Origin of the sequence: Paenibacillus sp. FSL P4-0338, from assembly GCF_038002365.1 — a bacterium.
Classification (GTDB): Bacteria; Bacillota; Bacilli; order Paenibacillales; family Paenibacillaceae; genus Paenibacillus_AQ.
The window spans coordinates 5329673-5342858 of sequence record NZ_JBBOCG010000001.1; the positions used below are offsets into that span (position 1 = coordinate 5329673).

The 13186-nt window shown below is 49.3% G+C and carries 12 protein-coding genes; 7 read left to right on the plus strand and 5 right to left on the minus strand.

The genetic code is table 11. From position 1 onward, the window contains the following. Window positions 1–10 precede the first annotated feature (10 nt). The 5 genes from mnmE to rpmH all read right to left on the minus strand — a co-directional run bounded on the left by mnmE (window position 11) and on the right by rpmH (window position 4108). Window positions 11–1387, minus strand: coding sequence for a tRNA uridine-5-carboxymethylaminomethyl(34) synthesis GTPase MnmE (gene mnmE / locus MKZ07_RS23580; protein WP_036699873.1), 1377 nt, complete (start codon window positions 1385–1387; stop codon window positions 11–13). A gap of 80 nt (window positions 1388–1467) precedes the next feature. Continuing rightward, complete coding sequence (gene jag, locus MKZ07_RS23585) at window positions 1468–2202, minus strand: RNA-binding cell elongation regulator Jag/EloR (protein WP_036699874.1); 735 nt, start codon at window positions 2200–2202, stop codon at window positions 1468–1470. Beyond that, entirely contained in the window at window positions 2199–3137 is a 939-nt protein-coding gene (locus MKZ07_RS23590) for a YidC/Oxa1 family membrane protein insertase (protein WP_036699876.1), read from the minus strand. Before MKZ07_RS23590 ends, jag begins: the two co-directional genes overlap by 4 nt. An 87-nt stretch (window positions 3138–3224) precedes the next feature. After that, window positions 3225–3575, minus strand: coding sequence for a ribonuclease P protein component (gene rnpA, locus MKZ07_RS23595; protein ID WP_036699878.1), 351 nt, complete (start codon window positions 3573–3575; stop codon window positions 3225–3227). Between the two features lie 398 nt (window positions 3576–3973). Beyond that, entirely contained in the window at window positions 3974–4108 is a 135-nt protein-coding gene (rpmH, locus tag MKZ07_RS23600; RefSeq protein WP_039295761.1) for a 50S ribosomal protein L34, read from the minus strand. Between the two features lie 758 nt (window positions 4109–4866). On the opposite strand from rpmH, the gene dnaA reads away from it, so the two are divergent. The 7 genes from dnaA (at window position 4867) to ltrA (ending at window position 13079) form a co-directional block, all read left to right on the plus strand. Further along, entirely contained in the window at window positions 4867–6213 is a 1347-nt protein-coding gene (gene dnaA / locus MKZ07_RS23605; RefSeq protein ID WP_036699882.1) for a chromosomal replication initiator protein DnaA, read from the plus strand. A 196-nt stretch (window positions 6214–6409) separates the two neighbouring features. After that, window positions 6410–7552 (plus strand): DNA polymerase III subunit beta, encoded by a 1143-nt coding sequence (gene dnaN, locus MKZ07_RS23610; RefSeq protein ID WP_036699883.1) that lies wholly within the window; start codon window positions 6410–6412, stop codon window positions 7550–7552. A gap of 47 nt (window positions 7553–7599) precedes the next feature. After that, complete coding sequence (yaaA, locus tag MKZ07_RS23615; RefSeq protein ID WP_036699885.1) at window positions 7600–7830, plus strand: S4 domain-containing protein YaaA; 231 nt, start codon at window positions 7600–7602, stop codon at window positions 7828–7830. Window positions 7831–7850: 20 nt separating this feature from the next. Continuing rightward, window positions 7851–8969 carry a DNA replication/repair protein RecF gene (recF, locus tag MKZ07_RS23620; protein WP_036699888.1) on the plus strand — a complete coding sequence of 373 codons (1119 nt, stop codon included), beginning with the start codon at window positions 7851–7853 and terminating at the stop codon, window positions 8967–8969. Window positions 8970–8985: 16 nt separating this feature from the next. Further along, a complete protein-coding gene (gene remB, locus MKZ07_RS23625) occupies window positions 8986–9234 on the plus strand; it encodes an extracellular matrix regulator RemB (RefSeq protein WP_036699891.1) in 249 nt (82 codons plus the stop codon). Between the two features lie 45 nt (window positions 9235–9279). Then, complete coding sequence (gene gyrB, locus MKZ07_RS23630) at window positions 9280–11190, plus strand: DNA topoisomerase (ATP-hydrolyzing) subunit B (protein ID WP_036699893.1); 1911 nt, start codon at window positions 9280–9282, stop codon at window positions 11188–11190. Between the two features lie 596 nt (window positions 11191–11786). After that, complete coding sequence (gene ltrA, locus MKZ07_RS23635; RefSeq protein ID WP_036694821.1) at window positions 11787–13079, plus strand: group II intron reverse transcriptase/maturase; 1293 nt, start codon at window positions 11787–11789, stop codon at window positions 13077–13079. Window positions 13080–13186 lie beyond the last annotated feature (107 nt).

A 13186-nucleotide genomic window follows, 5' to 3' on the forward strand; every position in this document is an offset into this window, starting at 1 on the left:
TTCCTCCTTCTTATTTGCCCAAGCAGAATTGCGAGAAGATCTGGTCCAGCAGTGAATCAGCTGCCGTATCTCCAATAATTTCCCCTAGCTGCTCCCAGGCCAGACGTACATCAATCTGTATCATATCTATAGGAATCAGCATATCCGCTGCTTCATAAGCATCCTGTAGAGATTTATGTGCCTTCTTAAGCAAGGCTATATGCCTTACATTGCTTACATAGGTCAGATCGCCCGATTCCAGCTTGCCCCCGAAAAAGAGTGCGGAGATCGCCTCTTCCAGTGTGTCGAGTCCTTCCTCTTCCAGCACCGACATCGGAACAATACTCGTGTCAGCGAAAAAGGAGTGCAGCTTCCCCGTGTCCAGACGGGACGGTAAGTCCATTTTATTCATGATGACCAGCGCTTGTCTACCGTGGATTTGTTCCATCAGCGCCAGCTCATCCTCATGAAGCTCCTCATTGGCATTCAGCACCAGCAGAATCAGATCCGCATCACTGAAAGCTGCCCTCGAGCGCTCCACACCGATTCTTTCCACCACATCCATCGTCTCACGGATACCGGCAGTATCCAGCAGCTTCAGAGGGATATTATTAATCGTTACATACTCTTCTATCACATCACGCGTTGTTCCCGGAATGTCGGTCACAATCGCCTTGTTGTCGCGGGCAAGCGCGTTCAGCAGTGAGGACTTCCCAACATTGGGCCTGCCCACAATAGCTGTCGTAATCCCTTCGCGCAGAATCTTTCCTTCATTGGCGGTTCGAAGCAGCTTATCTATGCCTTGCATAACCTCTTGACTCTTATCCTTGATGAAATCGGCAGTTAAGGATTCCACGTCATGCTCGGGGTAATCAATATTTACTTCAATATGGGCCAGCATCTCAATAAGGGTGTGCCGAAGCTCATGAATACGTGCGGATAATGAGCCGCTAACCTGCTTGAGGGCAACCGAGAAGGCCCGGTCCGACTTGGAACGAATCAGATCTATCACGGCCTCGGCCTGCGAGAGATCAATCCGTCCGCCCAAGAAGGCACGCTTTGTGAACTCTCCTGGCTCGGCCAGCCGGATGTCCTGCTGCAACAGCAGATCCATTACTCTTCTTACAGAGATTACACCGCCATGAGCGCTGATCTCCACCACATCCTCCGTAGTAAAAGAGCGTGGTCCCTTCATGACGGTTACCAGCACCTCTTCCAGCTGTTCCCCGTCCTGTGGACTCACGATATGTCCATAATGCACGGTATGAGACTCAGCTTCCGTAAGGGGGATGCGGCTTTTGAACAAGGGGGCTACTTGGGGAATTGCCTGCGGTCCACTAACCCGGATGATGGCAATACCGCCCTCACCCAAGGCTGTCGATACAGCGGCAATAGTGTCACTAAGCATGTTGTAATTCACCTCTGGGTATGGTATCAAAAAACAAATGACTCCTCGCATAGGTCAAGGAGTCATTGCGGCATATGGTTCTACTTCAAAGTTATAACGACGCGGCGGTTCGGCTCTTCACCCTTGCTGAGGGTGTTCACCTGCTTGTGATCCTGTAATCTGGAATGGATGATCTTGCGTTCCTGCGGGGACATGGGCTCAAGGACCACCTCTTTGCGGGTCCTCACCACACGCCCGGCCAGACGGTCAGCCAGCTCCTCCAGTGTCTTCTTACGTCGCTCCCGGAAGTTCTCCGCATCCAGCACGAGCCGGATGAAGCTGTCGGAATACCGGTTGGCAACAATATTAGCCAGATACTGCAAAGCATCGAGAGTTTGTCCTCTTCTGCCAATCAGCAGCCCAAGCTCCGGACCGGAAATTTGCAGAACAGTTGATTCCTTGGCATGAACAATTTCAACTTCCACCTCAAGCCCCATGCTCTTGGCGACATCTACAATGAAATGAACGGCCTGACCGTATGCTTCTTCTACCGGGTGTCCGGAATCCTGGCGCGGTACACCGCTGATCGCCTCTGTATTGCTCTCTCTTGTTGTCTGCTGAGACAGTAGCGGAGCACTCGCCGCTGATGCCGGTGCGGCTTCCGGGATCAAGGTCAATTCTACCTTGGCTCCCTTCGCACCGATCAATCCAAGGAATCCTTTTGACGGCTGTTCAAGTACGTTGACCGTTACCCGGTCCTTGTGAACTCCAAGCTGATTAAGTCCCCGTTCTACAGCTTCTTCAATGGTTTTCCCTGTCGCGACGACTTTGCTCATTTTGACTTTTTGACCCCCTTCTTCCCATTGCTTCCGTTTCCTTTAGCAGTAGGAGTTACATCTTTGCGGGCGTTAGAGTTGCTGTTCTTGCTCTTCGTCAGGTTTACATCCTTGGCCTTGCTGTTGCCTGCACTTACCGTAGCATTGGCAGCAACAAGTGCTGCTTTGTGCTTATCATTGTTGCGGTACAAGAAGTAGTTCTGGACAATGGTGTAAATATTGCTGTATACCCAGTACAGAGGCAGAGCAGCCGGGAAATTGTAGGACATGATGAAGATCAGAACCGGATAGACCATCATCATGAACTGCATTGGCCCCTGCTGTTGGACCGGGTTCATCTTGGTCATCATGCGGGTCTGAATGAAGGTGGTTGCGGCAGCGAGAACCGGCAGGATGAACAGGTGATCGGGTTTGCCGAGCTGCAGCCACAGGAAGTCATGTAATCTAAGATCCGGATTGTAGTAGATCGAGTTGTATAGGGCGATGAAGATTGGCATCTGCACAATCAGCGGCAGACAGCCCGCCATCGGATTAACCTTGTTTTCCTGGAACAGCCGCATCGTTTCCTGCTGAACCTTTTCGGGCTCATCTTTATATTTCTTCTTAATCTTCTCAAGTTCCGGCTGAATCGCCTGCATGGCGCGCGAGCTCTTCACCTGCTTAATCGTAAGCGGAAGAATCAGCGTACGGACAATAATAACCATTACAAGAACGGCTAGGCCATATTGGCCGTTGAACCATTTCGCAAAAGTATCCAGGGCAATGGCGAAATAATAGACTACATTACTCTGCCAGAAGCCTCCATTTTTCAAATCCTCCGTAGTGTGCGTCACTGATGTCGCAGACGGAGAGCATCCCGACAGAACAGCGATCATTAGAACCATTAACCCGAGGAGAAGAAACATTTTTCCTCGCTTAGTCTTCATTAGAGACACTTCAAAACCCCTCTCATAAACATTCCATTGCACCGTAAATCATAACATAATTATGGATACAAATAAACAAGCCCTCTTCAGGCTCTTTTACTTGCGTAAAGCCTTGAGCAGCTTGGCTTTGCGCAGCACATGCAGCACGCTTTTCTCCAGCTCGGCGTAATCTTTGGAGAGTGCTCCTTTTCTGACAATGAAAACGATATCCAGATTGCCGGCAATTTCCGCCTCGTGATGACGGACAATCTCTTTGACCAGCCTTCTCATCCGGTTGCGGACTACAGCATTCCCGACCTTTTTGCTGACGGATATGCCCACCCGGAATCGTTCCACTTCTCTTCTGGGGAACCAATATACTACATACTGATGATTCGCAAATGACTTCCCATGGCGGTATACACGGCTGAAGTCGGCACGATTTCGTAATCGTAAACTTTTGTGCACGGGAATCTCCTATTCAAATACCGGAATTTCTCCAGGCTCCGGCATTTCATCTTCTATTATTAGTATTGTCATTCAAGGGAGACCATAAACGGTTAGTCCCGCGGCCCTGGAGACACCCTGCTGACAAAAACAGACGGTTTGTGGATCTATAATCAAGTGGAAACAGCTTTGCAGTCCTTCAAAAGGAAGATACCTTTAAAAAAAAGCCCCGCAGTAGCGTTACATCCCCTGCAGAGCCTAGTATTTATTGTTGCGGCAGCAGAAGTAATGCGTGGGTATCTGCTCGCTGAGCGTCATCCCATTCTGCGCTATATATAGAAGAGAAATAAAAACAGCTGATGCATTCTGCAAATAAAGCGTAAAAAAGGACCACAGCAGTGGTCCCAAAGTGGCCTATCTTACGCACTCAAAACTTTTCTGCCTTTCAAGCGGCGGGCTGCCAGCACTTTGCGGCCGTTTTTCGTGCTCATTCTTTTGCGGAAACCATGCACCTTTTTGCGTTTGCTCACATTTGGTCTGAACGTCGGTCTCATGTATTGCACCTCCCTTACAGGAACTAATTACTGTCATATAAGCAGAAACGGACTAAGCCGTCCTTAAAGTAGGGACAGTATCTACAAGTATTATCAATTTAATTTGGAGACATATCCTCACAGAAAACACCTTTATATATTTAAACATATTTTTGCTCCAAAAGTCAACTATCTCTCTTTCTCCCTCTTTTTCAGGTTGCTCCCCTTGTACACTCGTTTTTTGGAACAGCCCGAAAGCCAGAATCTTATCCCCAGCTTGCGCCGTCTCCTCACTAATCCTAACTTTAACCGCTTATCCACAAAGGAACACATCCAAAATAATAATCCACAGGCTTGTCCAGTTATCCACCTGTGATTAATTCCGGGCAGATTTTGCTCACAGATGAGCACAACCTGTGTATAAAAAAATTGGCGCAGTCGCGGAAACTGTCGAACCGTAAACAAATTATCAACAATATGTAGTGGTGTGCCTAAAAATTATACACAAGTGATTGAATTTGTGGATAAAATAGCGTGGCTCATTGAAAAATAAGGGGCGTTTTGCTATGATGGTATTACTTTTGAATGTGAATAGATTTGTTTGTTCAATAAATTATCAACAAGCTGTGGATAAAGTTGTGAACAATTCAAATTTATCCATGTTTTTTTGTCTCTTGAAGTTGCATACTGGGGATAAGATTCAGCACTAACCCATTTTCTTCGACATTTCCACTTCATGGCTGATGCCACATTTGGAAGATTTAAAGGAGTGACAGTCTGTGGACAGCCATACTTCCGAATTATGGCAGCAAATATTATCGATTATTCAAACCAAACTAAGCAAGCCGAGCTTCGATACCTGGTTCAAGGCCACCAAGGCCATGACGTTCAATTCCCAGGCTCTTATCATCTCGGCGCCTACAACCTTTGCCGTAGAATGGCTGGAAAGTCGCTACACCAAACTGGTAGGAGCAACGGTATATGAAGTTACCGGACAGCAAGTGGAAGTCAAATTTGTCATTGAGGAGAACAAGCCCTCTGAGCCTGTGGTTCAGCAAAGTGCGCCTACTCCCGTTGTTTCACGTGAAGAAGCACAGACGCATTTGCTCAATCCCAAATACACCTTCGACACGTTCGTGATCGGTTCAGGCAACCGTTTTGCGCATGCAGCCTCCCTTGCTGTAGCCGAAGCACCGGCCAAAGCCTATAACCCTCTGTTTCTCTATGGGGGCGTTGGTCTCGGAAAGACTCACCTGATGCATGCGATCGGCCATTATGTGCTGGAGCACAACCCCAACAACAAGGTGATTTACATCTCCTCCGAGAAGTTCACGAATGAATTCATCAACTCCATCCGTGATAACCGCGGCGAAAGCTTCCGCAACAAGTACCGCAATGTTGACATTTTGCTGATTGACGACATCCAATTCCTGGCCGGCAAGGAGTCAACGCAGGAGGAATTTTTCCATACGTTCAATGCTCTTCACGAAGAACGCAAGCAAATTATTATCTCCAGCGACCGGCCTCCGAAGGAAATTCCTACGCTGGAAGAACGGCTGCGCTCACGGTTTGAATGGGGACTGATTACAGATATTCAGCCTCCCGATCTGGAGACGCGGATTGCCATTCTGCGCAAGAAGGCGAAGGCGGAGAACCTGGATATCCCGAATGAAGCCATGATGTATATTGCCAACCAGATCGATACGAATATCCGGGAGCTGGAAGGCGCGCTGATCCGTGTAGTGGCTTATTCGTCTCTGACGAACCAGGATGTGACAACGCATCTGGCAGCCGAAGCGCTGAAGGATATCATCCCTTCGAGCCGTCCGAAGATGATCACCATTAACGATATTCAGCAAAAAGTCGGTGAATACTACAATTTACGCATGGAGGACTTCAAAGCGCGGAAACGCACGAAGGCCGTAGCTTTTCCAAGACAGATTGCCATGTATCTCTCCCGTGAGTTAACTGATTATTCGCTTCCCAAGATCGGCGAGGCCTTCGGAGGACGCGACCATACAACGGTTATCCATGCCCATGAGAAGATTACGCAGCAATTAAAGGTGGACCAGGAGCTCTACAAAGTGGTAAATAATCTTTCGGAGAAAATTAAAAATCCTTCCTAAGAGGAACAAAGAGCCTATACACAATCTATACACATGTGGGTAGGCTTAATTTTATGCTGTTTAGCGACTTATCCACATAAACGGAGCCCCTACTACTAATACTATTAAATAACTATAATAATTCATCTTCTAAGAGCAGGTTTCAAAGAGCATTTACGTACACCCAATTCCCAATTTTTCAGCTAGGAGTGAAATCATGAAAATCAGCATTCTCAAAAACGAACTTAACGAATCCATCGGCCATGTCTCCAAGGCTATCTCCAGCAGAACAACGATTCCTATTCTGACCGGCATTAAGTTTGAGGTTAGCCATCAGGGCGTTACACTGACTGCAAGCGATACGGATATTTCCATTCAATCCTTCATCCCTGCTGAGAATGACAGCCAGACGATCGTTAAGGTAGAGCAGCCGGGCAGCGTAGTGCTTCCCGCCAAATTTTTCGTAGAGATTATCAAGAAGCTTCCCTCCAAAGAAATTCACATGGAAGTTAAAGAAGGCTTCCAGACCTATATCTCCTCCGGCTCTACGGAGATTCAGATTGTGGGTCTCGATCCTGAAGAATTCCCTGTTCTGCCAAGCATTGAGGAGAATGAAACCATCTCCATGCCCGGTGATTTGCTGAAGAATATGATCAAGCAGACCGCCTTCTCCATCTCCACTCAAGAGACAACACCGATCCTGACAGGCATTCTGTGGAATCTGGCCGACAATGAATTCAAGTTCACGGCTACCGACCGCCACCGGCTCGCAACCCGAGCTGCACACCTGGAGGGTACAGAGAATATCCAGTTCGCGAATATTGTCATTGCCGGCAAAACGCTGAACGAGCTGAGCAAAATTATCCCTGATCAGAATATGCTGGTGGATATTGTCGTCGCCGATAACCAGGTGCTGTTCAAAATCGACAAAGTGCTGTTCTATTCGCGGATTCTGGATGGCATTTATCCGGATACTTCTAGAATTATTCCAACCACCTACAAAACAGAACTAACCTTGGACACAAAAAAATTAAGCGAATCGATTGACCGCGCTTATTTGCTGTCCCGTGAAGAGAAAACGAACATCGTCCGGATGCAGACCCTGGAGAACGGCGATGTGGAGATCTCCTCCAGCTCCTCCGAGCTAGGGAAGGTCCGTGAAGAGCTGGAAGTCATGGATTTCAAAGGCGAGCCGCTGCGCATCTCCTTCAACTCCAAATATATGCTCGATGTACTGAAGGTTGTGGAGAGTGAGCAGCTCGTGATTGCCTTCACCGGCATGATGAGTCCGATTATTCTCAGACCGCTCGATGAGAGCCGCAGCCTGTATGTGATTCTGCCATACCGGACAACTAATTAACGCCCTGTTCATCAACATGTGGATAAGTGGCCGAAAGGATCAAAAACATGAAAAAAATAGTTATCCACAGTGGATATATTAAGCTCGACCAGTTCCTGAAGCTCTCCGATTGTGTATCCACAGGGGGGATGGCTAAGGCGCTGCTGCAGGAAGGGCATGTGCAGGTGAACGGTGAGGTGGAGGAACGGCGTGGCCGGAAGCTCTACCCGGGTGATACTATCGAGGTACAGGATAACGGCGTGTTTGAAGTTGAGGGCGGCGGCGTCAAGGAGGAGTAACCCTAAGGAGGAACAGACTCTTGTTTGTCAAAAATATCGGACTGCAGGATTACCGCAACTATGGGCTGCTGCGTCTTGAGCATCTGGGTGATGTGAATCTTATTCTCGGACAGAACGCCCAGGGCAAAACCAATCTCATGGAGGCTTTGTTTGTCCTTGCGATGACCAAAAGCCACCGGACCTCCAAGGACAAGGAGCTGATCTCCTTCGATGCTCCGGCGGGCTCCGCGCAGATTGTTGCTGAAGTAGAGCGTAAATACGGGGATCTTAAGCTGGAGCTGACCCTGTCCCCGCAAGGCAAGAAGGCCAGAATTAACGGGCTGGAGCAGCGCCGGCTCAGCGAATTCGTAGGCTCGCTGAATGTGGTGATGTTTGCTCCGGAGGATCTGGAGATTGTCAAAGGCACTCCGGGAATCCGGCGGCGGTTCCTTGACATGGAGATTGGCCAGGTCCAGCCGAGCTACCTGTTCCATCTGCAGCAGTATCAGAAAATTCTCGTCCAACGGGGCAATCTGCTGAAGCAGCTATGGGGCAAAGAGGCTGGCGGCAGGGAGCTTCTGGACATCTGGGATGCCCAACTTGTAGAACATGGTGTTAAAATCGTCAAAAAAAGGAAACAATTCATAAAGAAGCTGCAAATATGGGCAGAAAGCATCCACCGGGGCATCACAAACGGCGGAGAAGAGCTCAAACTGCTCTATGTCCCCTCGTTTGGTGAGCGTGAAGAGGAAGATGAAGCTGTCTTATTGGACAATTTTATGTTAAAGTTATCACAAACAAGAGATCAGGAAATCAGGCGCGGCATGACGCTGACGGGTCCCCATCGGGATGACCTGTCCTTTTTTATCAACGGAAGAGAAGCTCAGGTCTACGGTTCCCAAGGGCAGCAACGTACGGCAGCTTTATCGCTCAAGCTGGCGGAAATTGAACTGATCCATGAGGAGATCGGAGAATACCCTGTGCTGCTTCTTGATGATGTTTTGTCCGAACTTGATCCCTATCGTCAGACCCAGCTTATCGAAACCTTTCAGAGCAAGGTGCAGACCTTCATCACTGCTACCGGTGTTGAGGGACTGAATGCTGATAAATTAAAGGGTGCAATCCTGTATCATGTCCATGGCGGCAAAGTGGGGCTATAAAGAGCGGAGGAAGACCATGTATATTCATTTGGGCGGAGAAAAAATTATTCGATCCTCAGAGCTGATTGCTATATTTGATATATCGATTGAGAAATCCTCCAAGGTATCGAAGCAGTTTATGACTCATTCCCAGCAGGATAAGAAGCTGGAACGCATTGGTGAAGAGGAAGCGAAGTCTATTGTCGTGACCAGGAATATTGTCTACTACTCCCCGATCTCCTCCTCCACTCTCAAAAAAAGAGCCAAGATCTTGTTAGAAATATAAGTTTCGTAAGCTACAGGAGATAATCTGAAAGAAGTAGGTGAAGGCATGTCAATGAATCAACCGACATATGATGAGAGCCAGATTCAGGTACTGGAAGGGCTGGAAGCAGTTCGGAAACGTCCCGGCATGTACATTGGCTCCACCAGCTCCAAAGGTCTGCATCATTTGGTCTGGGAGGTTGTCGATAATAGTATCGATGAGGCGCTGGCAGGTTTTTGCGACCGGATTCAAGTCATAATTACTGAAAATAATAGTGTGACTGTTATTGACAACGGGCGGGGAATTCCTGTCGGTGAGAACGTCAAGCTGAAGAAGTCCACGCTTGAAGTGGTCATGACTGTCCTGCATGCGGGCGGTAAGTTCGGCGGCGGGGGTTACAAGGTGTCCGGCGGTCTTCACGGCGTAGGGATCTCTGTGGTTAACGCCTTGTCCGAGAAGGTAGTTGTCACTGTCAAACGTGACGGGCATGTCTACCAGCAGGAGTACAACCGCGGTGTGCCGCAATATGACATCCGAGTGATTGGGGATACAGAGGAGACGGGGACCACCACCACCTTCCACCCGGACCCGGATATTTTTACCGAAACCACTACTTTTGAATACTCCACGCTCCTTACCCGTATCCGAGAGCTGGCCTTCCTGAACAAGGGCATTGAGTTGTCACTGCTGGATGAACGGACCGGGGTCAACAATACGTTCAAGTATGAAGGCGGTATTGTGGAGTATGTGAAATATCTTAACGAGAAAAAAGAAGCTCTTCATGAGGATCCCATCTACGTGGAAGGCTCACGGGATATGATCGCGGTTGAAGTGGCTCTCCAATATAACGATTCATACACAGAGAATATCTATTCGTTCGCTAATAATATCAATACCCATGAAGGCGGAACGCATGAATCCGGCTTCAAGAGTGCCTTGACGCGGATCATTAATGACTACGCACGCAAGGCAGGCGTAATCAAGGACAGCAGTCAGAATCTGACCGGTGATGATGTCCGGGAGGGTCTGACGGCGATTATCTCCGTCAAGATTCCTGAGCCGCAGTTCGAAGGTCAGACCAAGACAAAGCTCGGCAACAGTGAAGTCCGCGGGATTGTAGAATCGCTGTTCGGCGAGAAGCTGCAGGAGTTCCTGGAAGAGAACCCTGCCGTTTCGCGCAAGGTGCTAGAGAAGTCATTGCAGGCTTCTCGTGCCCGTGAAGCGGCCAAAAAGGCCCGTGAGCTAACCCGCCGCAAGAGCGCGCTTGAAGTCAGTGCCCTGCCGGGCAAGCTGGCGGATTGCTCCTCTAAGGATGCATCCATTAGTGAGCTGTACATCGTCGAAGGTGACTCTGCGGGCGGATCTGCCAAGCAGGGCCGGGACCGTCATTTCCAGGCCATCCTGCCGCTGCGCGGCAAGATCCTGAACGTGGAGAAGGCCCGGTTGGACCGGATCTTGTCCAATGCGGAAATCCGGGCAATTATCACTGCTCTCGGAACCGGGATCAGCGATGATTTCGATCTCTCGAAGGCGCGTTACCACAAGGTGGTCATCATGACCGATGCGGACGTTGACGGTGCCCATATCCGAACGCTGCTGCTGACCTTCTTCTACCGTTACATGCGGAAGATTGTCGATGCGGGATATATCTATATCGCCCAGCCGCCGCTCTTCAAGATCGAGCGCAACAAGGTTGTGCGCTATGCACAGAGCGAGCGGGAGCGCGATGAGATCATTTCGACCTTCGGCGAGAACGTGAAGGTTAACGTTCAGCGCTACAAGGGTCTCGGTGAGATGAACGCCGCTCAGCTCTGGGACACTACGATGGACCCTGAGAGCCGCACCATGCTGCAGGTGACCATTGAGGATGCCATGCTGGCAGACAGTATCTTTGACACCCTGATGGGGGACAATGTCGAACCGCGCCGCGAATTCATTCAGGAGCATGCGCAATCGGTCAAGAACCTGGATATTTGATCAGTTTACAGCGAACCTCCGGATCATCCCTTGCGGGTGAAGCCGGAGGTTTTTAAGTATAAGGCGTGCCCAGAAAGCGCGTATCTTCTAACCGGTGAAAGTCCGGTCACGGGAGGGGCCAAGCCCCCGTGTAGCTAGGATGCCTGCGTACGGCGAAATCCGTGCGTAGAAGCGCATCGACAAAAGTCCGGTCAGAGACAGGGCGAGCAACCCGCCAGGCCGTAACATGAAGTGAATCCTGCCGCGTCGTCATAAAGGCCCCGCAAGGGGGAAGAGAGGAAGTCGAACCTCGCTTATATGGGTGAAGACCATGGAAGCTGCAGAGAACTTGGAACGGCAGTGAAGAATCCTCCGGCGTATGGGGATCGGCATGGAAGGAAAGAAGACATAGTGAACTGGGGAGACCCTCCCCCACACGGGAGGATTTTTTTTTTAGAAACCCGTAAAAAGACGCTCTATAAGTCCAAAAGATGAAATGAACCGTCTGTGGGAAGGGAGTCCGAGGGGCTCATAGTACCGAGGAACCTAAGGACAACATAACCTTAGGGAGAGAAGGAGCCCTGCTTTGTTTATGCTTTTGGAGGAGGTACGAGTGAGTGAATGCCAGTAGGCTAACGACACCTAAGGAAAAAGTTCAAGAACTCCAAGAAAAGCTAGGTCATGCGGCCAAGGAGAACAACAAGCGTAAATTCCATGCACTGTACGACAAAGTCTACCGCTGGGATGTGCTGAGTGAAGCCTGGAAACGGGTGAAAGCGAACAAGGGGGCTGCCGGAGTAGATACGGTGACGCTCGCGGATATTGAGAAACAAGGAGAAGTGCAATTTCTCAAAGACTGCGAGCGAGCATTAAAGGATGGTAACTACCACCCACAGCCCGTACGGCGGCACTATATCCCAAAGAAAGACGGGAAACCAAGACCGCTGGGCATACCCAGCGTGCGCGACCGAGTGGTGCAGATGGCAACCAAACTCGTCATTGAACCGATCTTCGAAGCGGATTTCGAAGAAGTATCCTTCGGATTTCGCCCGAAGCGAAGTGCGAAAGGAGCACTGGATCGAATCCGGAAAGCCTGCAACCGCAAAGGAAATTGGGTAGTCGACGTCGACATCCAAGGTTACTTCGACAATATTAACCAGGAGAAACTGATGAAATTGGTACAAATGCGTATCAATGACAGACGAATCCTGAAGTTAATCCGGAAGTGGCTTCAGGCGGGAGTCATGGAAGAAGGAAACGTAAGACGTTCCGATTTAGGCACACCACAAGGTGGAGTGATCTCACCACTTTTGGCGAACATCTATCTGAACTATTTTGACCGACTGTGGGAAAAACACGGGAAAGGAGTAGGTGAACTCACGAGGTATGCAGACGATCTTGTGGTGGTCTGTAAAACTAAAAAGGACGCCGGACATGCGTATGAACTCATACGCAGAATCATGGAACGTCTGGAGCTGACGCTACACCCAACCAAAACCCGTATTGTCGGCTTATGGACAGGAGACGAAGGATTCGACTTCTTAGGAATGCACCACCGGAAAAAGAAGGCAGAAACATCCCAAGGCAAGGTGTATTACACCACGCAGCAGTGGCTAACGAAGAAGGCGGAGGAACGAATTCGAGGCGTGGTTAAAGAAAGATTAGCACCGCCCAGCATGCGTTCGAAATCGTTTGCGGAACACGTGGAATGGCTCAATCCCAAGATTCAAGGATGGAGAAACTACTATTACACAAAGTACAGCCAAAAGAGGTTAGCAAAACTGGATTGGTATATTCTGCAACGATTTACCCGGTGGTATGCGAAGAAGAGACAACGAGGAAGATGGATGAGATCCCGGTCAGAAGTTAGATATTTGACCATCCAATATGGACTAAAAACGCTATTGTAATCTGCATGCCGATGAATGACAAACATCGGAAAGCCGTATGAGGGAAAACCTCACGTACGGTTTGATGAGGAGGGGCTGGGTTGCACCAGCCCTTTACTCTAGATGGA